Source organism: Pseudomonas sp. ABC1 (assembly GCF_013395055.1).
Lineage (GTDB): Bacteria > Pseudomonadota > Gammaproteobacteria > Pseudomonadales > Pseudomonadaceae > Stutzerimonas.
This window is the reverse complement of record NZ_CP058349.1, coordinates 2,270,470-2,296,599: the sequence shown is the minus strand read 5'-3', so window position 1 is coordinate 2,296,599 and position 26,130 is coordinate 2,270,470. Positions and strand designations below refer to the sequence as shown.

Sequence of the window (26,130 nt, the reverse complement as noted above, 5' to 3'; positions counted from 1 at the left end):
GCCTGAGCTTTGTGGAAAAGTCCCCTTGAGCCAGGTAGATAACCCTGTCGAAAACTCGTGCCCGAAGGCGCCTGTGCATAACACACTTGTTTATGCACAGCTTCTCGACGGGAATGCCACCGGAAAGCCGCAGTCAGGGCACAGACTTATCATTCTCTGAAAGACCTTCTGTACAAGGCCTCAGGTTACTTATCCACAGAAAAGCCGCTGACCATACATAATCATAAAAATAAGCTTTGAATAAATTCTTTCTTATTTTTCTATGTTCACTTTCCCCACTCCGCTGACCGCCAGGCCGTCTGGTCACTTTTTGTCCATGGCCCTTCTTTAGTCGCAGGCAAGTCCCTATACTTCCGCTCCCGATAAAAAGCCCGAGGTGTGTGGTGGATTTCCCTTCCCGTTTTGACGTGATCGTGATCGGCGGTGGTCATGCCGGTACCGAGGCAGCATTGGCCGCTGCGCGCATGGGCGTGAAAACACTGCTGCTCTCGCACAACGTCGAAACACTCGGGCAAATGAGCTGCAACCCTGCAATTGGTGGCATTGGCAAAAGCCACCTGGTCAAGGAAATCGATGCACTCGGTGGTGCCATGGCAGTGGCAACCGACAAGGGTGGAATCCAGTTCCGCACCTTGAACAGCCGCAAAGGCCCGGCCGTTCGTGCGACCCGTGCCCAGGCTGATCGCATTCTCTACAAGGCCGCCGTACGGGAAATCCTGGAAAACCAGCCCAACCTGTGGATATTCCAGCAAGCCGCTGACGACCTGATCGTCGAGCAGGACCAGGTCAGAGGTGTAGTTACCCAGATGGGACTGCGCTTTCTCGCCGATTCCGTGGTATTGACCACAGGCACCTTCCTCGGCGGACTTATCCACATCGGCTTGCAGAACTACTCCGGTGGACGTGCTGGCGACCCACCGTCCATCGCCCTGGCCAAGCGTTTGCGTGAGCTGCAACTGCGTGTCGGACGCTTGAAGACCGGGACACCGCCGCGAATCGATGGTCGCTCGGTGGATTTCTCGGCAATGACCGAGCAACCAGGCGATACACCGATCCCGGTGATGTCGTTCCTCGGTTCGAAAGAACAGCATCCACAGCAAGTCAGTTGCTGGATCACCCATACCAACGCGCGCACCCACGAGATCATCGCTTCGAACCTGGATCGCTCACCGATGTACTCCGGGGTGATCGAGGGCATCGGCCCGCGTTATTGCCCGTCGATCGAAGACAAGATCCACCGCTTCGCCGACAAGGACAGCCATCAGGTATTCATCGAACCCGAGGGCCTGACCACCCACGAGCTGTACCCGAACGGGATTTCCACCTCGTTGCCCTTCGATGTGCAACTGCAGATCGTGCAGAGCATCCGGGGAATGGAGAACGCCCATATCGTGCGTCCGGGCTATGCCATCGAGTACGACTTCTTCGACCCACGCGATTTGAAATACAGTCTGGAAACCAAGGCCATCCAGGGGCTGTTCTTCGCCGGGCAGATCAACGGCACCACCGGTTACGAAGAAGCCGGCGCCCAGGGCCTGCTGGCAGGCTGCAATGCCGCGCTGCGAGCCCAGGGCCGGGAAGCCTGGTGTCCACGTCGCGATGAGGCTTACATCGGTGTACTGGTGGACGACCTGATCACCCTGGGAACCCAGGAGCCGTACCGCATGTTCACCTCGCGGGCGGAATACCGCTTGATCCTGCGCGAGGACAATGCCGATCTGCGCCTGACCGAGAAGGGCCGGGAGTTGGGCCTTGTGGACGATGTGCGCTGGGCGGCTTTCGAACGCAAGCGCGAAGGCATTGCACTCGAAGAACAACGCCTGAAAAGCACCTGGGTGCAGCCGAACACAGCGCAGGGCGATGCGATTGCCACACGGTTTGGTACGCCGCTGAGCCATGAATACAGCCTGCAGAACCTGCTGTCGCGGCCTGAAATCGACTATGCCGCGCTGATCGAGTTGACCGGTACTGGAGCGGAAGATCCGCAGGTCGCCGAGCAGGTGGAAATCCGCAGCAAGTACGCCGGCTACATCGACCGCCAGCAGGACGAAATCGCCAGGCTGCGGGCCAGCGAGAATGTCCGCCTGCCGGAGGATATCGACTATGCCGCGATCAGCGGGCTGTCCAAGGAAATCCAGCACAAGCTGAGCAGCGCACGACCGGAAACCCTCGGGCAGGCTTCACGCGTGCCTGGCGTGACACCGGCCGCCGTCTCCCTGCTGCTGGTCAATCTGAAGAAGCGTGGTGTCGCACAGTTGCAAAGTCTATGAGTAGCGTGACCGAACGACATGCCCTGGAACTGTCGCAGGGCGCGGAGCAGCTTGGCGTTGCCCTGGACGATGGGCAGAAAGAGCGCCTGCTCGGCTACCTGGCCCTGTTGATCAAGTGGAACAAGGCCTACAACCTGACGGCGGTGCGCAACCCCGACGAGATGGTATCGCGGCATCTGCTCGATAGCCTCAGTGTCGTCGAGTACGTTCGCGCCGCCGGGGACAATATCCTGGATGTCGGCAGTGGTGGCGGAATGCCCGGCATTCCCCTGGCGATCCTGTTTCCACAACGGCGCTTCACGCTGTTGGACTCGAACGGCAAGAAGACGCGCTTTCTCACCCAGGTCAAACTGGAGCTGAAACTCGCCAATCTGGAAGTTATCCACAGTCGTGTCGAATCCTTCCGTCCGGAACAGCCGTTCAGCGGGATCACCTCCCGGGCATTCAGCTCACTGCACGATTTCACCGAGTGGACCCGTCACCTCGGGGATGTAGATACCCAGTGGCTGGCCATGAAGGGCGTTCATCCGAGCGATGAACTGCAGGCCCTGCCGGCTGATTTCAATCTGCAAGCCTGCCACCTGCTGCAGGTTCCAGGTTGCCAAGGGCAGCGCCATCTGTTGATACTGCGCCGCACTTGCGAATCGGACAGGCACTGAACGCCATGGGCAAAGTAATCGCCATCGCCAACCAAAAAGGCGGTGTCGCCAAGACCACCACTTGCATCAACCTGGCCGCCTCGCTGGTGGCCACCCGTCGTCATGTGCTGCTGATCGACCTTGATCCACAGGGCAATGCGACGACCGGCAGTGGTGTGGATAAGTTGCACCTGGAGCACTCGATCTACGATGTGCTGATCGGCGAATGCAACCTGATCGATGCGATGCAGTATTCGGAACATGGCGGTTATCAACTGTTGCCCGCCAACCGCGACCTGACGGCTGCGGAAGTCGAACTGCTCAAGCTGCCTGCCCGTGAGCATCGGTTGCGAGAAGCCCTGGCGGCGGTGCGCGACAACTACGACTACATCCTGATCGATTGCCCGCCGTCGCTGTCGATGCTGACGGTCAACGCCCTGACCGCGGCGGATGGCGTGATCATCCCCATGCAGTGCGAATACTATGCCCTGGAAGGGCTGAGCGACCTGATGAGTTCGATCCAGCGCATCAGCCAGGCACTCAATCCGGCGCTGAAGATCGAGGGACTGCTGCGCACCATGTACGACCCGCGCAGCAGCCTGACCAACGATGTATCCGAGCAGCTCCGCGAACATTTCGGCGACAAGCTCTACGACACCGTGATTCCGCGCAACATACGGCTGGCCGAAGCGCCGAGCCATGGCATGCCGGCCCTGGTGTACGACAAGCAGTCGAAAGGCGCACTGGCTTACCTGGCGCTGGCAGGCGAACTGTCACGCCGACAACGCAGCGAGGCCCGCAAGGCCCGCGCATAAGGAATTTTCATGGCAACCAAGAAACGAGGTCTGGGACGCGGACTGGATGCCCTGCTAGGGGGAAATGCGGTCGCAAGCCTGCAGGAAGATGCTCGCAAGGCCGATGGCCGCGAGCTGCAGCAACTGCCGCTGGAACTGGTGCAGCGTGGCAAGTACCAGCCGCGCCGCGACATGGACCCCGAGGCGCTGGAAGAGCTGGCACAGTCGATCAAGGCCCAGGGCGTGATGCAGCCCATCGTGGTGCGTCCGATCGGCGCCGGGCGTTTCGAGATCATCGCGGGTGAGCGGCGCTGGCGTGCCAGCCAGTTGGCCGGGCTGGACAAGGTCCCGGCGCTGGTGCGCGAAGTGCCCGACGAGGCGGCCATTGCCATGGCGCTGATCGAGAACATCCAGCGTGAGGACCTCAACCCGATCGAAGAGGCGCAAGCGTTGCAGCGCCTGCAGCAGGAATTCCAGCTGACCCAGCAGCAAGTGGCCGATGCCGTGGGCAAGTCGCGCGTCACTATCAGCAACCTGCTGCGCCTGATCGGCCTGCCGGAAGAGATCAAGACACTGTTGTCCCATGGTGATCTGGAAATGGGTCATGCGCGGGCTTTGCTGGGCCTGCCACTGGAAAGGCAGGTGGAAGGGGCGCGTCATGTTGTCGCACGTGCGCTGACCGTGCGGCAGACCGAAGCCCTGGTCCGCCAGTGGCTGAGCGACAAGCCGCAGCAGAAGGAGCAGGTTGCCAGCGATCCTGACATCGTACGGCTGGAACAGCGATTGGCTGAGCGTTTGGGCTCTCCCGTGCAGATTCGCCATGGCCGCAAGGGGAAGGGGACGCTGGTGATCAGCTACGCTTCCCTGGATGAGTTGCAAGGTGTACTGGCACACATCCGCTGAAACAAAAAACCATGTAGCCGTCCTGGCAAATTACTACCGGAAGGTTGAACCAGGGTTGGGCTGCTCCTATACTCGCCGCGCTTTTTTGACTGCGGTGAAAACACTGCGCAGTGATGGATACACGGTGAAAATACGCAACAGAACACCTCTCCATCGCTTGCCTGTTTTCCGTGTGATACGGATGCAGATGCTGGCCACCGTGGTGGCGGCGATTCTGGCCGGTCTGTCGTTTGATTTGACGGCTGGTTACTCGGTCCTGCTGGGCGGATCGATTGCACTGTTGGCGAACGTGTATTTCGCATACAAGGCCTTTCGTTATTTTGGCGCACGTTCGACCGGGGCGATCATCCAGTCCTTCTGGTCTGGGGAAATGGGGAAACAGATTCTTGCAGCAGCGTTGTTTGCGCTGGTGTTCGTTGGAGTGAGGCCTCTTGAGCCGCTTGCTCTTTTTGCCGGCTATCTGCTGGTTCTGGGTGTGGGCGCAGGTGCACTCCTGCTGAAAAATAATCCGAAGCATTGAGCATTTGAGGCATCTATGGCGAGTACCCCGGCTGAATATATCCAGCATCACCTGCAAAACCTGACCTATGGCAAGCTGCCTGCGGGTTACGAGCGTGCGGATGGCACCGTCCTCGACCAGGCTACCTGGACCATCGCCCAGACCGGCCTCGAGGCTCGCGAGATGGGCTTCATGGCGGTTCACCTGGACACCCTGGGTTGGTCGCTGTTCATGGGCCTGATCTTCATACTGGTCTTCAGTGCCGCCGCCAGGGCTGCCACCGCCGGTGTTCCGGGCAAGCTGCAGAACTTCGTCGAGATGTGCGTCGACTTCGTCGAAGGCGTGGTCAAGGACACCTTCCACGGCCGCAACACCCTGATCGCTCCCCTGGCCCTGACCATCTTCGTCTGGGTGTTCCTGATGAACAGCCTGAAGTGGATCCCGGTCGACTACATCCCGGGCATCGCCAGCCTGCTCGGCCTGCCGGCGTTCAAGATCGTGCCCACCGCCGATCCGAACGGCACCTTCGGCCTGTCCCTCGGCGTATTCATCCTGATCCTGTTCTACAGCATCAAGGTCAAGGGCATCGGCGGCTTCACCAAGGAATTGTCGTTCACACCGTTCAACCACTGGACGCTGGTTCCGTTCAACCTGTTCCTCGAGATACTCGGTCTGCTGACCAAGCCGCTGAGCCTGGCCCTGCGTCTGTTCGGCAACATGTATGCCGGTGAGGTGGTCTTCATCCTCATCGCTCTGCTGCCGTTCTACGTGCAGTGGACCCTGAATGTGCCTTGGGCGATCTTCCATATCCTGGTGATTCCGCTGCAGGCCTTCATCTTCATGGTATTGACGGTGGTGTACCTCAGCTCTGCCCATGAAGAACATCACTGAAAACGCATCAACGCACTAACCTAAAACCCTAAACCCCCCTTAGCTTCAGGAGCTTTACATGGAACTCGTCTACATCGCTGCCGCCATCATGATCGGTCTGGGTGCCCTGGGCACCGGTATCGGCTTCGCCCTGCTGGGTGGCAAGCTGCTGGAATCCACCGCTCGTCAACCCGAGCTGGCTCCTCAGCTGCAAACCAAGACCTTCCTGATGGCTGGTCTGCTCGACGCCGTACCGATGATCGGTGTTGGTATCGCGATGTACCTCATCTTCGTTGTCGCTGCCTAAGCATTTTCCGGTTCCTGATGGGGTTCGCCTGGCGAGCCCCGTTGCCGTGGAATTGACAACCGCGTCGAACGAGATAGCACGAGGTAAATCGCTGTGAACATTAACTTGACGCTGTTCGGTCAAACGTTCGCCTTCGCTATTTTCGTCTGGTTCTGCATGAAGTTCGTATGGCCGCCTATTACCAAGGCCATGCAGGAACGCCAGAAGAAAATCGCTGAAGGGCTGGACGCCGCAGGCCGTGCGCAGCAAGACCTGAAACTGGCTCAGGAGAAGGTGACCAACACCCTCCGTGAGACCAAGGGGCAAGCTGCCCAGATCCTTGAGCAGGCTAACAAGCAGGCTAACGCGATCGTTGAAGAAGCCAAGCAACAGGCACGTGCCGAAGGCGAGCGACTGGTCGCCGGCGCCCGCGCAGAAATCGAACAGGAAGTGAATCGTGCCAAGGATCAGCTTCGCTCTCAGGTAGCGGCTCTGGCCGTACTGGGTGCCGAGAAGATTCTGGAATCCCAGGTGGATGCCAAGGCGCACAATGATCTGGTCGAAAAACTGGCCTCCCAACTCTAAGCGAGGCAAGCGATGATCAATACCCAGACGCTTGCCCGGCCTTACGCGAAAGCCGCTTTCGAGTTCGCCAGCGCCGGCGGCCAGACCGAATCCTGGTCTGGCATGCTGAACCTGGCTGCGATCGCCGTTGAAGTCCCGGAAGTCGCCGAACTGCTGAAAAACCCGCGTCTGACCAGTGAAGCAAAGGTCAGGACGCTGGTAGACGCATTCGGCGACTCCACCGATGAAGCGTTCCGCAATTTCGTCAATACGCTGGGTGAATATGATCGCCTGGCTGTGTTGCCGACCATTCGGACGCTGTTCGAGGAACTCAAGGCCGAGGCCGACAAGACAATCGACGTCGAGGTGCAGACGGCTTTCGAGCTGAGCGCCGAGCAACTCCAAACTTTGGCTGCCGCCCTGTCGAAGCGGCTAGATCGTACCGTCAACCCCCAGCAGGTCGTTAACCCTGCTCTTATCGGCGGCTTGGTTATCCGCGCCGGTGACGTGGTTGTCGACGGTTCGGTCCGCGGCAAACTGAGCCAGTTGGCCGAATCGTTGAAATCCTGATTTGAGGGTCATGGCATGCAGCAACTGAATCCTTCCGAGATTAGTGAAATCATCAAGCAGCGTATCGCCAAGAGCGATGTGTCTGCTCAAGCCCGTAATGAGGGCACCATCGTCAGCGTTTCCGACGGCATCGTTCGCATCTACGGCCTGGCCGATGTGATGTACGGCGAAATGATCGAATTCCCTGGCGGCATCTACGGTATGGCACTGAACCTGGAGCAGGACTCCGTCGGTGCCGTGGTCCTGGGCAGCTACCAGGGTCTGACCGAAGGCATGAGCGCCAAGTGCACTGGCCGCGTCCTGGAAGTACCGGTCGGTCCGGAACTGCTGGGTCGTGTGGTCGATGCCCTGGGCAACCCCGTCGACGGCAAGGGCCCGGTAAACGCCCAGGCCACCGACGCGGTGGAAAAAGTCGCGCCTGGCGTGATCTGGCGTAAGTCGGTCGACCAGCCGGTACAGACCGGCTACAAGTCGGTCGATGCCATGATCCCGGTCGGCCGTGGCCAGCGCGAGCTGATCATCGGTGACCGTCAGATCGGCAAGACCGCTCTGGCCATCGACGCCATCATCAACCAGAAAGACAGTGGCATCCGTTGCGTCTACGTGGCCATCGGTCAGAAGCAGTCGACCATCGCCAACGTGGTTCGCAAGCTGGAAGAACACGGCGCCCTGGCTAACACTATCGTCGTCGCTGCCTCGGCTTCCGAGTCCGCTGCCCTGCAATACCTGGCGCCGTATGCCGGTTGCACCATGGGTGAGTACTTCCGCGACCGCGGCGAAGACGCACTGATCGTTTATGACGATCTGTCCAAGCAAGCCGTTGCCTATCGCCAGATCTCCCTGCTGCTGCGCCGTCCGCCAGGACGTGAAGCCTACCCGGGCGACGTGTTCTATCTCCACAGCCGTCTGCTGGAGCGCGCTTCCCGCGTTTCCGAAGAGTACGTCGAGAAGTTCACCAATGGCGCCGTGACTGGCAAGACCGGTTCCCTGACCGCTCTGCCGATCATCGAAACCCAGGCTGGCGACGTTTCCGCGTTCGTTCCGACCAACGTGATCTCGATCACCGACGGTCAGATCTTCCTGGAATCGGCCATGTTCAACTCGGGTATCCGTCCGGCCGTCAACGCCGGTATCTCGGTATCCCGCGTGGGTGGTGCCGCTCAGACCAAGATCATCAAGAAGCTGTCCGGTGGTATTCGTACCGCGCTGGCCCAGTACCGTGAACTGGCGGCTTTCGCCCAGTTCGCTTCCGATCTGGACGAAGCGACCCGCAAGCAGCTGGAGCATGGTCAGCGCGTCACCGAGCTGATGAAGCAGAAGCAGTATGCGCCGATGTCCATCGCCGAAATGGCCGTGTCCCTGTATGCCGCCGAGCGTGGCTTCCTGCAGGACATCGAAGTGGCCAAGGTCGGTGCCTTCGAGCAGGCGTTGATCGCCTACTTCCAGCACGAGCATGCCGCTCTGCTGGCGAAGATCAACGAAAAGGGCGACTTCAACGACGAAATCGACGCTGGCATCAAGTCCGGTATCGAGTCGTTCAAGGCCACCCAAACCTGGTAAGCCGCAGCGGGAACCGCAAGGTTCCCGCCTGCTTAACCCGATAGGTGTCAAATGGCAGGCGCAAAAGAGATTCGCAGCAAGATTGCGAGCATCAAAAGCACGCAGAAGATCACCAGCGCCATGGAGAAAGTGGCGGTCAGCAAGATGCGCAAGGCACAACAGCGCATGGCTGCCAGCCGTCCCTACGCGGAGCGGATCCGTCAGGTGATTGGCCATTTGGCCAATACCAACCCGGAATACCGCCATCCCTTCATGGTCGAGCGCCCGGTCAAGCGTGTCGGATACATCATCGTATCGTCCGACCGTGGCCTGTGCGGTGGCTTGAACATCAACCTGTTCAAGGCCCTGATCAAGAACATGAAGCAGTGGCACGACAGCAATGTCGAAGCCGACCTGTGCGTGATCGGTAACAAGGGCGCGAGCTTCTTCCGCAGTTTCGGCGGCAATGTGGTCGCGGCAATCAGCCAACTGGGCGAAGCCCCGTCGGTGAATGACCTGGTCGGTAGCGTCAAGGTCATGCTGGATGCCTTCGACCAGGGGCGTATCGATCGCCTTTACCTGGTGTCGAACAAGTTCATCAACACCATGGTGCAGAAGCCCAGCATCGATCAGTTGCTGCCTCTGGCCGCAGGTGAAGACGATCAGACCGCGCCGAAGGGCCAGTGGGACTACTTGTACGAGCCGGACCCGCAACGACTGCTGGACGCACTGCTGGTGCGCTACATCGAGTCGCAGGTCTACCAGGCAGTGGTCGAGAACGGCGCTGCCGAGCAGGCGGCCCGCATGATCGCGATGAAGAACGCGACCGACAACGCCGGCGATCTCATCAAGGATCTGCAACTGGTGTACAACAAGGCCCGTCAGGCTGCGATCACGCAGGAAATTTCGGAAATCGTCGGCGGCGCTGCCGCGGTTTAAGAACGGTTCAAATATTCAGAGGAACCAAACATGAGTAGCGGACGTATCGTTCAAATCATCGGCGCCGTTATCGACGTGGAATTTCCGCGCGATCTGGTGCCGAACGTCTATGACGCCCTGAAAGTCAGCGGCGCCGAGACCACCCTGGAAGTCCAGCAGCAGCTGGGCGACGGCATCGTCCGTACCATCGCCATGGGTTCGACCGAAGGCCTCAAGCGTGGCCTGGACGTCAGCAACACTGGCGCTGCCATCTCCGTACCGGTTGGCACTGCCACCCTGGGCCGGATCATGGACGTACTGGGCAACCCAATCGACGAAGCCGGTCCGATCGGTGAAGAAGAGCGTTGGGGCATCCACCGCGCTGCGCCGAGCTATGCCGAACAGGCTGGCGGCAACGACCTGCTGGAAACCGGCATCAAGGTCATCGACCTGGTCTGCCCGTTCGCCAAGGGCGGTAAAGTCGGTCTGTTCGGTGGTGCCGGTGTCGGCAAGACCGTCAACATGATGGAACTGATCCGCAACATCGCCATGGAACACAGCGGTTACTCCGTGTTCGCTGGCGTGGGCGAGCGTACTCGTGAAGGTAACGACTTCTATCACGAGATGAAGGACTCCAACGTTCTGGACAAGGTCGCCCTGGTCTATGGCCAGATGAACGAGCCACCAGGAAACCGTCTGCGTGTGGCACTGACCGGCCTGACCATGGCCGAGAAGTTCCGTGACGAAGGCCGTGACGTTCTGCTGTTCGTCGACAACATCTACCGCTACACCCTGGCCGGTACCGAAGTGTCCGCGCTGCTGGGTCGTATGCCGTCCGCAGTGGGCTACCAGCCGACCCTGGCCGAGGAAATGGGCGTTCTGCAAGAGCGCATCACCTCCACCAAGAACGGCTCGATCACCTCGGTACAAGCCGTATACGTACCTGCGGATGACTTGACCGACCCGAGCCCGGCGACCACCTTCGCCCACTTGGACGCCACCGTGGTTCTGTCCCGCGACATCGCCTCCCTGGGTATCTACCCGGCGGTCGATCCGCTCGACTCCACCTCGCGTCAGCTGGACCCGCTGGTGATCGGCCAGGAGCACTACGACACCGCTCGTGGCGTTCAGTACGTCCTGCAGCGTTACAAGGAACTGAAGGACATCATCGCGATCCTCGGTATGGACGAGCTGTCGGAATCCGACAAGCAGCTGGTATCCCGTGCCCGTAAGATCCAGCGCTTCCTGTCCCAGCCGTTCTTCGTGGCCGAAGTCTTCACCGGTTCGCCAGGCAAGTACGTTCCGCTGAAAGAAACCATCCGTGGTTTCGCCGGCATCCTCAACGGTGACTACGATCACCTGCCGGAGCAGGCGTTCTACATGGTCGGCGGTATCGACGAAGCCATCGAGAAAGCTGCAAAACTGTAACTGGTGCGCCCGTTCGCGGGCGCCGATCCGGGCCTGGCGGCGCATGAGCGCCCGTCGGGGCCGACTACCGAGGCAATACTATGGCTATGACAGTCCACTGTGACATCGTCAGTGCGGAAGAAGAGCTGTTCTCGGGACTGGTGGAAATGGTCGTTGCCCATGGTCATCTGGGTGACCTGGGTATTCTGCCAGGCCACGCGCCATTGCTGACCGATCTCAAGCCGGGTCCCGTGCGTGTGATCAAGCAGGGTGGTGAGGAAGAGATCTTCTATATTTCCGGTGGCTTCATCGAAGTCCAGCCGAATATGGTCAAGGTCCTGGCCGATACTGCTACACGTGCCAAGGATCTCGACGAAGCCGCTGCACAGGCTGCCGTCAAGGCCGCCGAGAAGGCGCTCAATGAAAAGGGTGCGGAATTCGACTACGGCTCCGCCGCAGCTCGTCTGGCCGAAGCCGCTGCGCAACTGCGCACCATCGAGCACCTGCGCAAGAAGTACGGCCGCGGCTGATCGCCCGTCCGTTTCACCTTGCACGAGTAAAAGGGTAGCCTTGGCTACCCTTTTTCTTTTTCAGAAACCGTACAGGATCGTTTCCATGTCCCTCGATATCGTCATCCTCGCCGCCGGCCAGGGCACCCGCATGCGCTCCAGCCTGCCGAAGGTACTGCACCCGGTTGCGGGCAAGTCCATGCTCGGCCATGTGATCGATACGGCTCGCCAGTTGCAGCCACGGGGCATCCATGTGGTGATTGGCCATGGCGCCGACAGCGTACGCGAGCGTCTGGCGGCGGATGACCTGAACTTCGTGCTGCAGGCCGAACAACTGGGAACCGGCCATGCCGTGGCCCAGGCCCTGCCGGCACTGACGGCCGAGCGCGTGCTGATCCTCTACGGCGATGTTCCGCTGATCGAGCAACCCACGCTGGAGCGCCTGTTGCAGAAAGTGGGTGGCGAGCAGCTTGCCCTGCTGACGGTGGAACTGGATGACCCGACCGGCTATGGCCGCATCGTGCGTGACGAGTCCGGCGTGGTCACGGCCATCGTCGAACACAAGGACGCCACGGCCGAGCAGCGGCTGATCCGCGAGGGCAACACCGGCATCCTGGCGGTTCCGGGCAATCGGCTGGGCGACTGGCTGGGTCGTCTGTCCAACAGCAATGCCCAGGGCGAGTACTACCTCACCGACGTCATCGCCATGGCGGTGGGGGACGGTCTGGTGGTGGCCACCGAGAAGGCCGAGGATGCGATGGAAGTGCAGGGCGCCAATGACCGCATCCAGCTCTCGCAACTGGAAGGCCACTACCAGCAACGCCTGGCCAATCGCCTGATGGCACAAGGGGTTACGCTGATCGATCCCTACCGCTTCGACGTACGCGGCGATGTTAGCGTCGGGCGTGACGTGACCATCGATATCAACGTGATCCTCGAAGGGCGTGTAGTGATAGAGGATGACGTGCAGATCGGGCCTAACTGCGTGATCAAGGACAGCACCCTGCGCAAAGGCGCGATCATCAAGGCCAACAGTCATCTGGAAGGTGCCGAGGTCGGCGAGGGTGCGGACTGCGGTCCTTTCGCCCGCCTGCGTCCCGGCACCGTGCTGGGGGCCAAGGCCCATGTCGGTAACTTCGTCGAACTGAAGAACGCGGTATTGGGCGAGGGTGCCAAGGCTGGCCACCTGAGCTACCTGGGCGATGCCGAAGTGGGTGCGCGCAGCAATATCGGCGCTGGCACCATCACCTGCAACTATGACGGTGCCAACAAGCACCGCACCGTGTTGGGGGAAGATGTCTTCATCGGTTCCAACAGTTCGCTGGTAGCGCCACTGGTCCTGGGCAGTGGTTCGACCACTGGCGCTGGCTCCACCATCACCGAGGATGTGCCGGCCGATGGCCTGGCGCTGGGTCGTGGTCGTCAGCGCAATATCGAAGGCTGGCAGCGTCCGACCAAGTCCGGCAAAAAGAGCTGAATTCACGATAACGTGACGCTGCATGCGGGTGCGCCGTGCGCACCTGAACGCTCTGATGCGCCTCACCGTGCAGGGGCGGAAGGTGGGCGATAGAGAGGGAAAGGAAATATGTTCGGTGTGACGGACTACGGTGCCTTCGTGGCGGCTTTCATCCTTCTGCTGGCCATCCCGGGGCCGGGAAACCTGGCGCTGATCCTGTCCACCAGCAAGGGCGGGATTCTCGGTGGATTGGCCTCGACCCTGGGCATCATCCTCGGCGACCAGGTGCTGATGTGGCTGGCGGTGGCAGGTGTCGCCGCACTGCTCAAGGCCTATCCGGCGGCCTTCCACCTGGTGCAATGGCTGGGCGCGGCCTACCTGATCTGGTTGGGCCTGCGCATGCTGCTGGCCAAACCCGGGGCGGCGCCGACACTGAACATCAAGGCTCGCCACTACCTGCGTCAGGCGCTGATCATCACCCTGTTCAATCCCAAGGCCATCGTGTTCTACATGGCCTTCTTCCCGCTGTTCATCGACCCGGTGCGCCACCAGGGTATGCAGACTTTCGCCTTCCTGGCGGCGACCATTGCCGTACTCACGTTTCTCTATGGTCTGGTGGTGGTGCTGAGTGCCCACTTCCTGGCGGAACGCATGCGGGCCAATCCACGTATCTCGCGATTGCTGGAAAAGCTGGCAGGGCTGTGCCTGGTCGGATTCGGGATCAAGCTGACCCTGAATTGACGATTTTATGTAGAAGAGGCGCTTGGGGCGTCTCTCCGTACACTGTTGTTATTTATCTTGAAAGCGTGGTTCCACGTGGAACTTCAGCGTTCTTTCAGGTCATTCACTCGCGTCATAACCCTCGGCCAGGTACTGATCCTTCAACCGTGCATAGTTGTCCGCGCTGTAGCTGAAGAAGGCCCGTTCCTTGTCGCTCAGCGGGCGGGCCTGTTTGACCGGGCTGCCGACGTAGAGGTAACCACTTTCCAGGCGTTTGCCGGGGGGCACCAGGCTGCCGGCGCCGATCATCACTTCGTCCTCGACCACCGCGCCGTCCAGCACGATGCTGCCCATGCCGACCAGCACCCGGTTGCCCAGGGTGCAGCCATGCAGGGTGACCTTGTGGCCCACGGTGACTTCGTCGCCGATGGTCAGGGGGAAACCGTCGGTATTGAAGGCGCTGGCATGGGTTATGTGCAGCACACTGCCGTCCTGGATATTGCTGCGGGCACCGATGCGGATGCGGTGGATATCGCCGCGAATCACTGTCAGCGGCCAGACCGAGCTGTCTGCGCCGAGTTCGACATCGCCCAGTACCACGGCCGATGCATCGACGAATGCGCCGTCACCCAGCTTAGGGGTGATGCCTCGAAAACTGCGAATTGTCACCTTTGTCTCCTCCCAGGCTGCGCGAAAGGCCGATTGTATTTAAGATGATGGCCTGCCGGCTGGACCTACATCCTAGCAGGCTGTTGAAAACTACCGGTGTGCCTTCGCCAGTGTTTTCAGTGGCTGCTACATCCCAAGGTCGCAGTTTCTTGCCATTCATTCCGTTGGGTGCCTGACGTGAGCCTGAACAATCCTCTCCTGCAACGCTTCGACCTGCCGCCGTATTCCGAGATTCGCCCGGAGCACGTCGAGCCAGCGGTCGATAGCATTCTCAGTGACAACCGCGCTGCCTTGCAGGCGCTGTTGCAGCGTCCGGCGGCGAGCCTGGACTGGAACACCCTGGTGGTTGGCCTTGACGAGTTGAACGAGCGCTTGGCGCGGGCCTGGAGTCCGGTCAGCCACCTGAACGCCGTCTGCAACAGCCAGGAACTGCGCAGCGCCTATGAGGCCTGCCTGCCCAAGCTGTCGGCCTACTACACCGAACTGGGGCAGAACCGTGGGCTGTTCGAGGCCTACCAGGCCCTGAGCCAGAGCCCCGAGGCCGCGGGTTTCGATGTGGCGCAGCAGACCATCATCGAGCATGCGCTGCGTGACTTCCGACTGTCCGGTATCGACCTGCCTGAGGCCGAGCAGCAGCGCTTCGGCGAGATCCAGATGAAGCTGGCGGAACTGGCCAGCCGTTTCTCCAACCAGTTGCTCGATGCCACCCAGGCCTGGAGCAAGCACGTCACCGATGAAGCGCAATTGGCCGGCATCACCGATTCGGCCAGGGCGCAGATGCAACAGGCGGCACAGGCCAAGGGCCTTGAGGGCTGGCTTATCACCCTGGAGTTTCCCAGCTACTACGCAGTGATGACCTATGCCGACGACCGCGCCCTGCGCGAGGAAGTCTATGCCGCCTACAGTACGCGGGCGTCCGACCAGGGGCCGAATGCCGGTGAGTTCGACAATGGTCCGGTGATGGAGCAGTTACTCGATCTGCGCCAGGAACTGGCCAGGCTGCTGGGCTTCGGCAGTTATTCCGAATTGTCGCTGGCGACCAAGATGGCCGACTCCACCGACCAGGTGCTGGGTTTCCTGCGCGACCTGGCGGTGCGCAGCAAGCCGTTCGCCGAGCAGGACCTTGCCGAACTGCGGGCGTTCGTCGCCGAGCATGGCGTGGATGACCTGCAAAGCTGGGATGTCGGCTACTACTCGGAAAAACTGCGTCAGCAACGCTATGACCTGAACCAGGAAGCACTGCGCGCCTGGTTTCCGATCGACAAGGTGCTGTCGGGACTGTTCGCCATCGTGCAACGCTTGTATGGCATAGAGATCCACGAGCTGGAAGGTTTCGATGGCTGGCACCCGGATGTGCGATTGTTCGAAATTCGTGAAAACGGTGCGCATGTAGGGCGCTTCTTCTTTGATCTCTACGCCCGTGCCAACAAGCGCGGCGGTGCCTGGATGGACGGTGCCCGCGACAAGCGCCGCGATGCCGAAGGCAAGCTGGTCAGCCCGGTGGCCAACCTGGTGTGCAACTTCACCCCGGCGGTGGGCGAGCGGCCGGCGCTGCTGACCCATGACGAAGTCACCACGCTGTTCCATGAGTTCGGTCACGGCCTGCACCACCTGCTGACCCAGATCGAACACGCTGGCGCCTCGGGTATCAATGGCGTGGCCTGGGACGCGGTCGAACTGCCCAGCCAGTTCATGGAGAACTGGTGCTGGGAGCCGGAAGGCCTGGCGCTGATCTCCGGCCACTACCAGACCGGCGAGGCGCTGCCCCAGGCGCAACTGGAGAAGATGCTGGCAGCGAAGAACTTCCAGTCCGGGCTGATGATGGTGCGGCAACTGGAGTTCTCGCTGTTCGACTTCGAGCTGCATGCCAGTCATGGCGATGGGCGCAGCGTGCTGGAGGTGCTCGAAGCCATTCGCAACGAGGTTTCGGTGCTGCGTCCGCCGGCCTACAACCGCTTCCCCAACAGCTTCGCGCACATCTTTGCGGGCGGTTACGCAGCGGGTTACTACAGCTACAAGTGGGCCGAGGTGCTGTCTGCCGATGCTTTCTCGAAATTCGAGGAAGAGGGCGTGTTCAATGCCGATACCGGCCGCGCCTTCCGCCAGGCGATCCTGGCCCGTGGTGGGTCGCAGGAGCCGATGGTGTTGTTCGTCGATTTCCGTGGCCGCGAGCCTTCCACCGATGCCTTGCTACGCCACCTGGGGCTGAGCGGAGAAGCGGCATGAGCGAAGCACCGGTGGTCACGTCCAAGCGTTTCATCGCCGGTGCGGTGTGCCCGGCGTGCAGTGCGACGGATTGCATCCGCATGTGGAACGTGGATGGTGTACCGCACCGCGAATGCGTCGAGTGCGGCTACAGCGATACCCTGGATGAGCGTGGCAACTCGGTGCCACGCGAGCTGCCGACCCGGGTCAATATCAGCGCGCTGAAGCCCAAGGCTCCCGATCCTGCGGTGCAGACGGTGCAGTTCTTCCCCAATCCACGCTTGAAGAAACCCTAGGCGCCGAGCGTTTGTGCGTGAGCGTCATGGCTCGCTGGCCAAGCTGTTCCGTCGATAAGGGAAGGGGGCGGTATGTGGCACCTGGTGTGTGGCGATGCAGCGGTGGAAGGCGTGTCCTTCGTTCTCGGAGCTGAAGGCGCGCGGTCAGCCTTGCGGGTCTTGCGCGATGACCTGGCGGTCGGGCCTCTGCACGATACAGACCTGCCGCCCTGTCGTGTGCGGGCCGAGTTCTGGCGTACCGTCTGGCCTGCCGGGATGCCGCCGTTGCCGAAGCTCGATGAGTCCCTGAGCGAGGATGCGCAATGGCTGGCCGGTCTGCCCCGGCAAGAACGTTCGGTAACCGTCTGGCATGGCGACAGCGCTTCCGAGCAATTGCTGCTGGCGCGTGTGGCGGAGGTGCTGCTCGACTCGGACACCGCCCTGTGGGAAGTGGCCTGCGGCACCGGCGACAGTTCGGTTGGCAGGCGCCGGGCGGTGTCCATGCATGAGCCACAGGCCTTGGTTGCCCTCTATCGGTCTCGTCGGGTCACTGCTGAGCGCCAGCGCATATTGGCCGGGCAGTGGCGCCAGGCCGTGCAGGAGAACGCCTGGGTCCGACGCTGGCAGGACGCGGCTTTCCATGGCGAGGACTTCACCCGCATCGATGCGCAGTTGCTGGCTGCGATCCAACCACACTGGCATCCCCTGGCCCAGGCCATGGCCGATGTCATGAAAGGCTGCGATGGTTTCTTCGCCACGGACATGCTGCTGTTCTGGCGCGCCAGGGTCCTGGCAGGAGAAAGCCTTATCGAGGCGCAAGGCCAGGCTGGCGAAGGTTATGCCGGCTGGTGCGTTCGGCGGGTGAACAAAACTTAATGTACTAATTTCTCATATGAGAATATCTTTCGTTAAGTGTGGGGCGTCACCTCGAGGGGAGGTGATCGCACACGGACGGGGGATATTCGTCATGACGGTACAACAGCCGATAACGCCGGAGCTTCAGGGGGTTCCGGAAACCATGCTGATGACGGTCTGGAACCGTTCACGTCATTCACAGGGAGGCGATGCCTTGCTGGATGATCCTCTTGGCGAGGGGCTGGTGCGGCGTTTGAACTACGACTTCCGTGGCCATTTCGGCAAGCCCCATCCCGCCCATGCCATTCGCTCCCGCTATGCCGACGAACGGGTTCGGGATTTCCTCAAGCGTCACCCTTCAGGTGCGGTGGTCGCCTTGGGGGAAGGCCTGGAGACCCAGTTCTGGCGCGTCGACAATGGCCGTGTCGACTGGTACTCCGTGGACTTGCCGGAGTCCATCGCCATCCGCCGTCGGCTACTGCCCGAGTCCTCGCGCAATTACCTGGTCGAGTGTTCGGCGCTGGACCATGCCTGGCTGGAGCGGATCGTCAGCGAGCAGAGCGGCCCGGTCTTCATCAGTGCCGCAGGGCTTTTCATGTATTTCGAGGAGCAGCAGGTGCTGGCGCTGTTGAAAGCCATCGTCGCGCGCCTGGGGCAGGGCGAGTTGTTCTTCGATACCATCCCGCCATGGTTTTCCCGCAAGACGCTCAAGGGCTGGCAGCCGACGCCACGCTATACGGCGCCGCCGATGCCCTGGGGCATCGAGCTGGGGGAGTTGCCGGCATTCATCGCCCAGGTCGAGGGCCTTCGGCTGCGTGAGTGCCTGACCTACGCCGAGCCCTGGCCGCGTTATATGCCCATCCTGTCGCTGCTGTCGCGTATTCGTTGGCTCAAGAACCGACTGGCGCCAGGGCTGGTGCATGCGGTCTTCGAACGCCATACGGATTGAGTCGTTTCAGGAGAAAAAGGGCCGGAGTATTAGTCGACCGGGGCAACTCAGGGTAGATTGTCGGGTCGCTAGCGAGGGGACGCCTGGTTCCCTGTGATTTCGTTTCTCCTGGATGAATATGTATGGCCCGTCCCCGTCTCTTGCCCGATAACTTCACATTGACGCTGATCGCCGTGGTTGGCATCGCTTCGCTGCTGCCCTGTTCCGGGCAGACCGCGGTGGCGTTCGGCTGGATCACCAACCTGGCGATCGGACTGCTGTTCTTCCTGCATGGCGCCAAGCTGTCGCGCGACGCGATCATCGCCGGTGCCGGCCACTGGCGCCTGCACCTGCTGGTGTTCTCTTGCACCTTCATCCTGTTCCCGCTGCTTGGCCTGTTGCTCAAGCCTGTATTGGCACCCTTGGTGGGGACCGAGCTGTACCTGGGCATCCTCTATCTCTGTGCGCTGCCTGCCACGGTGCAGTCGGCGATCGCCTTCACATCGCTGGCTCGCGGCAATATTCCGGCGGCCATCTGCAGCGCAGCGGCCTCCAGCCTGATCGGCATCTTCCTGACGCCGCTGCTGGTATTGCTGCTGATGGGGGCACAGGGCGAGGGCAGCTCGACGCTGGATGCGGTGGGCAAGATCGTCGTGCAATTGCTGTTGCCGTTCATCGCCGGGCAAATCATGCGGCGCTGGATCGGTGGCTGGGTGCAGCGCAACCGAAATTGGCTCAGGTACGTCGACCAGGGGTCGATCCTGCTGGTGGTCTATACCGCGTTCAGTGAAGCGGTGATCGAAGGCATCTGGCAGCAATTGCCGCTGTCGACCCTGGCGGCATTGCTGTTCGCCTGTACGCTGCTGCTGGCCCTGGCTCTGCTCATCACGTCCTGGCTGGGCAAGCGCCTGGGGTTTTCCCTGGAAGATCGCATCACCATTCTTTTCTGCGGCTCCAAGAAAAGCCTGGCCACCGGGGTGCCCATGGCCCAGGTGTTGTTCGCGGGCGGGGGCATCGGCCTGATTATCCTGCCGGTGATGCTGTTCCACCAGATTCAGTTGATGGTTTGCGCGGTGCTGGCGCAGCGCTATGCGCAGAGGCCCGAACAGCCCTGAGCACCTGTTCTGAGTCGCATCGCGATTTCGTGACGGCTTCCTCAATGGTAATTTTCATGATCTGATACTGTTTTTATATACAGTATCGGAGCATGGCCTTGGACAGTATTTCTACGCCGCGAGGCCGTGGTACGGCCTGCAACCCTTCCAACCGGTTCGCGCCTACCCATGGCGAGCGTTTCGATGATGGCTGGCAGCAGGACGTCCCGGCCTGCCAGGCCACTGAGGTGCGCTTCGAGCAGGCCCGCTCGGTGATCAGCCATAATCGCTCCCCGGATGTCGGTTTCGACCGTTCGGTGAACCCCTACCGTGGCTGTGAGCACGGTTGTATTTATTGCTTCGCAAGACCGTCCCATGCGTATTGGGACCTCTCGCCAGGGCTCGATTTCGAAACCCGCCTGATCGCCAAGAGCAACCTGGCCGAGCGTCTGGAGGAAGAACTGAGCCGCCCCGGCTACCAGCCAAGCCCCATTGCGCTGGGTATCAACACCGATGCCTATCAGCCACTGGAGCGTGAACAGCGTCTGACCCGCCAGGCCCTGGAAGTGCTGCTGCGCTTTCGCCACCCCGTGCATCTGATCACCAAGAGTTCGTTGATACTGCGTGATCTCGACCTTCTGTCGGCCATGGCCGAGCAGCGCCTGGTGAGTGTGGCCGTCAGCCTCACGACTCTGGATAATCCGCTCAAATGCATCCTGGAGCCGCGCGCGGCTTCCCCGGCGGCGCGCTTGCGGGTCATCGAACGGCTGCATGAGGCCGGTGTACCGGTTGGTGTGATGTGCGCCCCCGTCATCCCGATGATCAACGACATGGAACTGGAGCATCTGCTGGAGGCTGCCCATGCGGCAGGAGCCGCCTCGGCGGGTTATATCCTGCTGCGCCTGCCCCATGAGGTGGCCGGGTTGTTCGAGGACTGGTTGAACAGGCACTTTCCCGAGCGAGCCGGGCATGTGATGAGCCTGATAAGGCAGTCGCGGGGTGGCCAGGTGTATGACAGCCGCTTCGGCAGTCGTATGCGTGGCGAGGGTGTGTTCGCCGAGTTACTGGCCCAGCGTTTTCGCCTGGCCTGCAAACGCCTGGCTTTTTCGCGTCGCGACGAGGCCTGGGCGCTGGATAGCAGCCGTTTCTCTCCACCGGGGCAGCAGTTGAATCTGTTCTGAACGGAGGGTGTCAATGATGGAAATATTTATTGGCTGGATAAAGGTTGGCCAGTTATTGTAGATTGAATTGCAAATTCCATATTAGCTAAAAGTAACAGAGGAAGTCATTATGGATCGGGACAGTCACATGGTAGATGACGAGCGCTTCGCAAAGGCCGCCGAACTATTGTTGGCCGTCACGGGGGAGCCCGAAGAGCCGGCCCATCTGCAGGAACTCATTGACTGGGTGAAGGCCGATGTACGCAACAAAGCCGCTTTCGAGGAACTGGAGCGGGTATGGCAAGTCACTGGAGACGTTTTGCAACGCGAACCAGGGCTTGCACATGAAGACACCGTACGCTGAGCGCTGCACGGCCCGGGTTGCGCTAGAGCATGCGCTGATCGCGTTACCCAAGGATATGTCCCAGGTATTTCTGTTGCGCACACGGGAGCGATTGTCGATAGAGCAGATCGCGCTGTCCCTGAGTATTCCTTCCTCCGAAGTGGAGCGGCGCCTGGTCGAGGCGATGACGTTCATCCGTCATTTACAGGCCTGATGCAGAGGCTTTTCATGCCGTGACAACAGGACGCATGCGGCAATGGGGACCTGAAAATTCGGCGCTGCATGCCGGTTGATGCTGTTCATTGCGCCTCAGGTCGATCACTATCCGGCTTTCCAAATGTTCGAGATTCGAGACGGGGCATGACACGCATCCAGAAAACGGTTTTCATCTCTCTGGCCCTGGTCGCACTGATCGTCGGCCTGGCCTTGTCCAGGGTATTCGACCGACCCGCCGATCTCGATCCGGCGCGGCTGGTCGAGGCCGGTATCGTGTTGTTGCCGCAAGCGCGAACGCTGCCGGAACTGTCCCTGATCAACCAGGATGGTGAGGCGGTCCAGGTCGATCAACTGACCGGACGCTGGAGCCTGTTGTTTTTCGGCTACACCTTCTGCCCGGATATCTGCCCGACGACCCTGGTCGACCTGCGTCGCGTCAAGGAGATGCTGCCGGTAGAACTCGCCGAGCGGTTGCAGCCGATACTGGTGAGCGTCGACCCGCAGCGGGACACGCCGGAGCAGCTCAAGCAGTACCTGAGCTACTTCAAGTCCGGCTTCCAGGGGCTGACCGGTCCCCTGGCCGATATCCAGAAGCTGGCCAACTCGGTCGGCATTCCCTTCATCCCGGCCGATGGCAAGAGTGAGAACTACACGGTGGACCACAGCGGCAACCTGGCCATCATCGGGCCGGACGGTCGCCAGCGGGGTTTCATCCGTGGGCCTTTGAAGGTCGAGCAACTGGCCGAACAGTTGCAGCCGTTGATTCGTTAACAGGCCGTTGAAAAACGTAGCCGAAGCCGCCAGCGCAAGGCAAAAATAGGCGAGAAAGCGCAGTTTACGAGTGGTAAATGAGCATTTCGAGCCTGTTTTTAACGCAGCGATGGCAATGCAGGTAGTTTTTCAACGGCCTGTTAAGGCTGGAGCCGGCACCAAGTGCGTAGTCAATCGCTACCTGTGAGGGAGTGGCACGTACCTGGGCAACGGGCATAATGAGAAAAGCGTATGAGAATCTGCTGTGTTGCTGACACGTATCAAAGCAGGCGAAACCCGTTGATGGTCGGATGAACCGGTCGAGAAACAAGGCGAAGGCGGGTGACAGATAAAGCCCCATCGTCGTATGTGAAGCCGAGCGAGAGAGATTCGGCGACTGTTATCGATTCACCCACAACAAACCCTTAGGAGTTGCCATGATTCGTAAAGTACTCGTTGCATCCGTTCTGGCTATGGCCGCTGTCCCTGCATTCGCCGCCGATTGCTCTGTGACCGTTACCGGTACCGACCAGATGACCTGGGACGTCAAGAACATCGATGTCAGCAAGAGCTGCAAGGAATTCACCGTCAACCTGAAACATGCCGGCACCATGCCCAAGCAGGTCATGGGTCACAACTGGGTACTGACCAAAGCGGGCGACTTCCAGCCGGTCTCCGCCGAGGGCATGGCCCAGGGCCTGGACAAGAACTACGTCAATGACGCCGACGCTCGTGTCCTGGCGCACACCAAAGTGATCGGCGGTGGCGAGAGCGACAGCGTTACCTTCGACGTTGCCAAGCTGGCTGCTGGCGAAGAATACGCCTTCTTCTGCTCCTTCCCGGGCCACTTCTCCATCATGCGCGGCACCCTGAAACTGGTTGACTGATCCCCAAGGATTTCGCCAGTAACAAGAATCCCCGTTCTTCGTCAGAAGGCGGGGATTTTTCATGTCCGGGTCAAGTGTGTCCTCACGGCTTTAGCCTGGCGCGTTCCAGTCACAGAAGCAGCCCACGGCCAGCGCCCGTGTGGCCTGGACGTCACGCCCCTGCAACAGGGCACTGATGATCGGCTCTATGAAACTGTTGCTCGCATTGCAGACTGCGCCCTCACTGTAGGGGCCGAAGTAGCCGAGCTGGCCGTCGTTGTTCCAGATGGCCACGGCCGGGCTGGCTGGCAGTTCGGCTGAGCCGGGCAGCCCTTGCAGCGGCTTCAGGCCCGACAACTGGGGTGACAGGCTGCCCTGGGTGCCAGGCTTCTGTATCACGTAGAAGTCGACGCCTTTGTCCGCGTAGTGCGCGAGCAGCTCGGCCAGGTGCTGCTGGTTGCCGACATTGCACGGGCAGGCCGGGTCCCAGAAATGCACGACGCGGACAGGGCCGGGGCCGGCGATCGCGTCGGGCAGTGCCAGCGCCTCACCGGAGAATATCTCGGTACGTTGGTCGAAAGGGCGCAGGTAGCGTGCCTGATACCACTGGTAGGCGAGCAACATGGCGATGGCCCAGACCAGGCAGGCCAGGCCGATGAAAAGATATTTGTTGCGCGTGGACATGGTATTACCCGCAGTCATGCTGGCGGTCTTCGAAAGGATGCAGCGTCGGCGCGCCCGTTGGAGCGTGTCGATGAGCGTCAGCTTGCCATGTCATGCCTTAAAGCTGAATATCGGCCCGCCTGTATCGGAAAGAAAAGACCCATGCCCGAACGAATCCAGCCCGATCTCTTGCGTGACAGCCTGCCTGTTCTGGAGCAGGCGGGCGAGTTGTCGCCATTGGCCCGCCAGTACCAGGCGTATTACGGCCTTGAGCAGCCCGCCGTGCAGAGCCGTTTGTGGCGTTTCGCCGTTGCGCAGTACCAACTGGTCGCCCAGGCCTGGTGGCCGGAACAGCCACGGGGCACGTTGGTGATCCTGCATGGCTACTACGACCATATGGGCCTTTATCGCCATGTTCTCGAATGGGGGTTGGCGATGGGCTTCGCCGTGCTGGCCTGCGACCTGCCGGGGCATGGCCTGTCCAGTGGGGCGCGGGCCAGCATCAACGAATTCGATGAGTACCAGGCCGTGCTGGATGGCTTGCTGGCGCAGGCGGCCCTGCTGGACTTGCCGCAACCCTGGCACTTGCTCGGGCAGAGTACCGGAGGGGCAATCGTGCTGGATCGCCTGCTCAGCCGGCCGGAGCAACGGGTATCCGGGGAAAGCATCCTGCTGGCGCCGCTGGTCAGGCCGCGCGCCTGGCGCTGGTCGCGGCTGAGCTATGCGATGTTGCGGCATTTCGTGGAAAAGATACCGCGTACCTTCAGCGAAAATTCCGGTGATGCGGATTTTCTCGCGTTCGTGCAACGCAGCGATCCGCTACAGCCGAATGTCCTGCCCACGGCCTGGGTCGGCGCGCTGGCGCGCTGGATTCCACGTATCGAAGCGGCGACTGCGAGCAGCCACAGCCCGATCATCGTGCAGGGCGAGGCGGACATGACCGTCGACTGGCGCCACAACCTGCCGGTGCTACAGAGCAAGTTCAATGCGCCGCAGATCCTCAGCCTGCCTGATGCGCGCCATCACCTGGCCAATGAGCATGAAGCGCTGCGTCGTCGGTATTTCGCGTTCCTCAGCGAGCGGCTGGGGCGCTAGTCGCACGCACGTATCCACTATCGGTCCGCGAGGTAGGGTGCGCCGCGCGCACCTGCAGTGCTGGCACGTGCAGACCCTTGTCGTTTTGCAGTAGATTGCCCCGTTCGCTTCGTTGCTACAGGCTCTCCATGTCTTCGGTCTTCAATGTCGTATTGCCGGTTTTCGCACTGATCCTGCTGGGTTTCGTCTGCAGCCGGACGGGCCGTCTCGGGCCTGCCGCCGCGTCGGAACTGAACCGCTTCGTGGTCTGGCTCGGGTTGCCGGCGCTGTTGTTCAGCATCACCGCCAACGCCAGTTGGAAAGAGGTGTGGCAGCCGGGGTTTATCGCGGCGTTCAGCATCGGGTGCCTGGGGGTATTCGCCTTTACCCTGGTCTACCGCCTGTTGCAGCGCCAGTCCCTGGTGGATGCGAGCCTGGACGGCCTGGGGGCGGCCTATGCCAACACGGGCTACGTCGGCTTTCCGTTGTGCCTGCTGATCCTGGGGCAGGAGGCCTTGCTGCCGGCGCTGGTGGCGTCGCTGGTGGTGGTCTGCGTGCTGTTTGCGATTGCCCTGGCTTGCGTCGAGGTCGGCCTGCACAGCGGCGGGCGCATACGGGATATGCTGTCGACGGTCGTGGGATCGCTGCTACGCAATCCCCTGGTCATCGCGCCAGTGCTGGGCAGTGCCTGGGCCGCGGGTGGCCTGGCATTGCCCACGGGGGTCAATACGTCGCTGGAGCTGCTCGGCGCTGCCGCCGCACCCTGTGCGCTGGTTTCGCTGGGGTTGTTCCTGGCGCGTCCGCAGCCTTCGGTCCGTGTCACGGGGGTGTGGCCGCTGGTGTTCCTGAAGCTCTTTGTCCAGCCCGTGCTGACCTGGTACCTGGCCGCTCGGGTGTTCGCGTTGCCCGAGCTTTGGGTACAGGCCGCGTTACTGTTGAGCGCGTTGCCGACCGGGACGGGGCCGTTCATGCTGGCCGAGCTGCATGGCCGGGAAGCGGCCCGCGTGTCGCGTGTGGTGTTGTTCTCCACGCTGGGCTCGCTGATTACCTTGTCGTTCTGGCTGCTGTTGCTAGGGCTGTAGAGTAGCC

At 61.0% G+C, this 26,130-nt stretch carries 29 protein-coding genes; 27 read left to right on the top strand and 2 right to left on the bottom strand.

Annotation, left to right across the window (positions count from 1 at the left end; genetic code table 11):
• Positions 1 to 383: 383 nt before the first annotated feature.
• The 15 genes from mnmG to HW090_RS10070 all read left to right on the top strand — a co-directional run bounded on the left by mnmG (position 384) and on the right by HW090_RS10070 (position 13,964).
• Positions 384 to 2,270 carry a tRNA uridine-5-carboxymethylaminomethyl(34) synthesis enzyme MnmG gene (gene mnmG, locus HW090_RS10140; RefSeq protein ID WP_179113417.1) on the top strand — a complete coding sequence of 629 codons (1,887 nt, stop codon included), beginning with the start codon at positions 384 to 386 and terminating at the stop codon, positions 2,268 to 2,270.
• Positions 2,267 to 2,929: a 16S rRNA (guanine(527)-N(7))-methyltransferase RsmG gene (gene rsmG, locus HW090_RS10135; protein ID WP_179113416.1), complete on the top strand. Its 663-nt coding sequence runs from the start codon at positions 2,267 to 2,269 to the stop codon at positions 2,927 to 2,929. Before mnmG ends, rsmG begins: the two co-directional genes overlap by 4 nt.
• Positions 2,930 to 2,934: 5 nt before the next feature.
• The gene (locus HW090_RS10130) at positions 2,935 to 3,723 is read left to right on the top strand and encodes a ParA family protein (RefSeq protein WP_179113415.1); all 789 of its coding nucleotides are present in this window, start codon (positions 2,935 to 2,937) and stop codon (positions 3,721 to 3,723) included.
• Between the two features lie 9 nt (positions 3,724 to 3,732).
• Positions 3,733 to 4,605 (top strand): ParB/RepB/Spo0J family partition protein, encoded by an 873-nt coding sequence (locus HW090_RS10125; protein WP_179113414.1) that lies wholly within the window; start codon positions 3,733 to 3,735, stop codon positions 4,603 to 4,605.
• A 124-nt stretch (positions 4,606 to 4,729) separates the two neighbouring features.
• Complete coding sequence (locus HW090_RS10120; RefSeq protein WP_256930801.1) at positions 4,730 to 5,125, top strand: F0F1 ATP synthase subunit I; 396 nt, start codon at positions 4,730 to 4,732, stop codon at positions 5,123 to 5,125.
• Positions 5,126 to 5,140: 15 nt separating this feature from the next.
• Positions 5,141 to 5,995 (top strand): F0F1 ATP synthase subunit A, encoded by an 855-nt coding sequence (atpB, locus tag HW090_RS10115; protein ID WP_179113413.1) that lies wholly within the window; start codon positions 5,141 to 5,143, stop codon positions 5,993 to 5,995.
• 58 nt (positions 5,996 to 6,053) lie between these two features.
• Positions 6,054 to 6,281, top strand: coding sequence for a F0F1 ATP synthase subunit C (gene atpE, locus HW090_RS10110; RefSeq protein WP_093985463.1), 228 nt, complete (start codon positions 6,054 to 6,056; stop codon positions 6,279 to 6,281).
• Positions 6,282 to 6,374: 93 nt separating this feature from the next.
• Positions 6,375 to 6,845 (top strand): F0F1 ATP synthase subunit B, encoded by a 471-nt coding sequence (locus tag HW090_RS10105; RefSeq protein ID WP_179113412.1) that lies wholly within the window; start codon positions 6,375 to 6,377, stop codon positions 6,843 to 6,845.
• Positions 6,846 to 6,857: 12 nt separating this feature from the next.
• Positions 6,858 to 7,394 carry a F0F1 ATP synthase subunit delta gene (locus tag HW090_RS10100; protein ID WP_179113411.1) on the top strand — a complete coding sequence of 179 codons (537 nt, stop codon included), beginning with the start codon at positions 6,858 to 6,860 and terminating at the stop codon, positions 7,392 to 7,394.
• A gap of 15 nt (positions 7,395 to 7,409) precedes the next feature.
• A complete protein-coding gene (gene atpA, locus HW090_RS10095; RefSeq protein ID WP_179113410.1) occupies positions 7,410 to 8,954 on the top strand; it encodes a F0F1 ATP synthase subunit alpha in 1,545 nt (514 codons plus the stop codon).
• A 51-nt stretch (positions 8,955 to 9,005) separates the two neighbouring features.
• Positions 9,006 to 9,872: a F0F1 ATP synthase subunit gamma gene (gene atpG / locus HW090_RS10090; RefSeq protein WP_179113409.1), complete on the top strand. Its 867-nt coding sequence runs from the start codon at positions 9,006 to 9,008 to the stop codon at positions 9,870 to 9,872.
• Positions 9,873 to 9,902: 30 nt separating this feature from the next.
• Complete coding sequence (gene atpD / locus HW090_RS10085) at positions 9,903 to 11,279, top strand: F0F1 ATP synthase subunit beta (protein WP_179113408.1); 1,377 nt, start codon at positions 9,903 to 9,905, stop codon at positions 11,277 to 11,279.
• Positions 11,280 to 11,359: 80 nt separating this feature from the next.
• Positions 11,360 to 11,788, top strand: coding sequence for a F0F1 ATP synthase subunit epsilon (locus tag HW090_RS10080; protein WP_179113407.1), 429 nt, complete (start codon positions 11,360 to 11,362; stop codon positions 11,786 to 11,788).
• A gap of 85 nt (positions 11,789 to 11,873) precedes the next feature.
• Positions 11,874 to 13,244, top strand: coding sequence for a bifunctional UDP-N-acetylglucosamine diphosphorylase/glucosamine-1-phosphate N-acetyltransferase GlmU (glmU, locus tag HW090_RS10075; RefSeq protein WP_179113406.1), 1,371 nt, complete (start codon positions 11,874 to 11,876; stop codon positions 13,242 to 13,244).
• A 108-nt stretch (positions 13,245 to 13,352) separates the two neighbouring features.
• On the top strand, positions 13,353 to 13,964 hold the full coding sequence (locus HW090_RS10070) for a LysE family transporter (RefSeq protein WP_179113405.1): 612 nt from the start codon (positions 13,353 to 13,355) through the stop codon (positions 13,962 to 13,964).
• A 99-nt stretch (positions 13,965 to 14,063) separates the two neighbouring features.
• On the opposite strand, the gene HW090_RS10065 is transcribed toward HW090_RS10070, so the two are convergent.
• A complete protein-coding gene (locus tag HW090_RS10065) occupies positions 14,064 to 14,612 on the bottom strand; it encodes a gamma carbonic anhydrase family protein (protein ID WP_179113404.1) in 549 nt (182 codons plus the stop codon).
• 177 nt (positions 14,613 to 14,789) lie between these two features.
• On the opposite strand from HW090_RS10065, the gene prlC reads away from it, so the two are divergent.
• From prlC to azu, 10 genes are all read left to right on the top strand, one after another.
• A complete protein-coding gene (gene prlC / locus HW090_RS10060) occupies positions 14,790 to 16,838 on the top strand; it encodes an oligopeptidase A (protein ID WP_179113403.1) in 2,049 nt (682 codons plus the stop codon).
• A complete protein-coding gene (locus HW090_RS10055) occupies positions 16,835 to 17,113 on the top strand; it encodes a YheV family putative zinc ribbon protein (RefSeq protein ID WP_179113402.1) in 279 nt (92 codons plus the stop codon). Before prlC ends, HW090_RS10055 begins: the two co-directional genes overlap by 4 nt.
• Before the next feature lie 72 nt (positions 17,114 to 17,185).
• Positions 17,186 to 17,968, top strand: a complete 783-nt coding sequence (locus HW090_RS10050; protein ID WP_179113401.1) for a DUF1835 domain-containing protein — start codon at positions 17,186 to 17,188, stop codon at positions 17,966 to 17,968.
• Between the two features lie 91 nt (positions 17,969 to 18,059).
• Positions 18,060 to 18,896 carry a class I SAM-dependent methyltransferase gene (locus HW090_RS10045; RefSeq protein ID WP_179113400.1) on the top strand — a complete coding sequence of 279 codons (837 nt, stop codon included), beginning with the start codon at positions 18,060 to 18,062 and terminating at the stop codon, positions 18,894 to 18,896.
• Between the two features lie 122 nt (positions 18,897 to 19,018).
• A complete protein-coding gene (locus tag HW090_RS10040; protein WP_179113399.1) occupies positions 19,019 to 19,990 on the top strand; it encodes a bile acid:sodium symporter family protein in 972 nt (323 codons plus the stop codon).
• Between the two features lie 98 nt (positions 19,991 to 20,088).
• The gene (locus HW090_RS10035; RefSeq protein WP_373416346.1) at positions 20,089 to 21,150 is read left to right on the top strand and encodes a PA0069 family radical SAM protein; all 1,062 of its coding nucleotides are present in this window, start codon (positions 20,089 to 20,091) and stop codon (positions 21,148 to 21,150) included.
• A gap of 127 nt (positions 21,151 to 21,277) precedes the next feature.
• Complete coding sequence (locus HW090_RS10030; protein WP_179113397.1) at positions 21,278 to 21,493, top strand: hypothetical protein; 216 nt, start codon at positions 21,278 to 21,280, stop codon at positions 21,491 to 21,493.
• On the top strand, positions 21,474 to 21,686 hold the full coding sequence (locus HW090_RS10025; protein ID WP_179113396.1) for a sigma factor-like helix-turn-helix DNA-binding protein: 213 nt from the start codon (positions 21,474 to 21,476) through the stop codon (positions 21,684 to 21,686). The genes HW090_RS10030 and HW090_RS10025 overlap by 20 nt, the downstream gene beginning before the upstream one ends.
• Positions 21,687 to 21,832: 146 nt before the next feature.
• Positions 21,833 to 22,459 carry an SCO family protein gene (locus tag HW090_RS10020; RefSeq protein WP_179113395.1) on the top strand — a complete coding sequence of 209 codons (627 nt, stop codon included), beginning with the start codon at positions 21,833 to 21,835 and terminating at the stop codon, positions 22,457 to 22,459.
• Between the two features lie 416 nt (positions 22,460 to 22,875).
• Entirely contained in the window at positions 22,876 to 23,325 is a 450-nt protein-coding gene (azu, locus tag HW090_RS10015; RefSeq protein ID WP_179113394.1) for an azurin, read from the top strand.
• 90 nt (positions 23,326 to 23,415) lie between these two features.
• Here the strand turns inward: azu and HW090_RS10010 are convergent, their stop codons facing one another.
• Entirely contained in the window at positions 23,416 to 24,006 is a 591-nt protein-coding gene (locus tag HW090_RS10010) for a DUF6436 domain-containing protein (protein WP_373416345.1), read from the bottom strand.
• A gap of 123 nt (positions 24,007 to 24,129) precedes the next feature.
• On the opposite strand from HW090_RS10010, the gene HW090_RS10005 reads away from it, so the two are divergent.
• Both HW090_RS10005 and HW090_RS10000 read left to right on the top strand, forming a co-directional pair.
• The gene (locus tag HW090_RS10005; RefSeq protein WP_179113393.1) at positions 24,130 to 25,062 is read left to right on the top strand and encodes an alpha/beta hydrolase; all 933 of its coding nucleotides are present in this window, start codon (positions 24,130 to 24,132) and stop codon (positions 25,060 to 25,062) included.
• A 128-nt stretch (positions 25,063 to 25,190) separates the two neighbouring features.
• Positions 25,191 to 26,123, top strand: a complete 933-nt coding sequence (locus HW090_RS10000) for an AEC family transporter (RefSeq protein WP_179113392.1) — start codon at positions 25,191 to 25,193, stop codon at positions 26,121 to 26,123.
• The last annotated feature ends 7 nt before the right edge of the window (positions 26,124 to 26,130 follow it).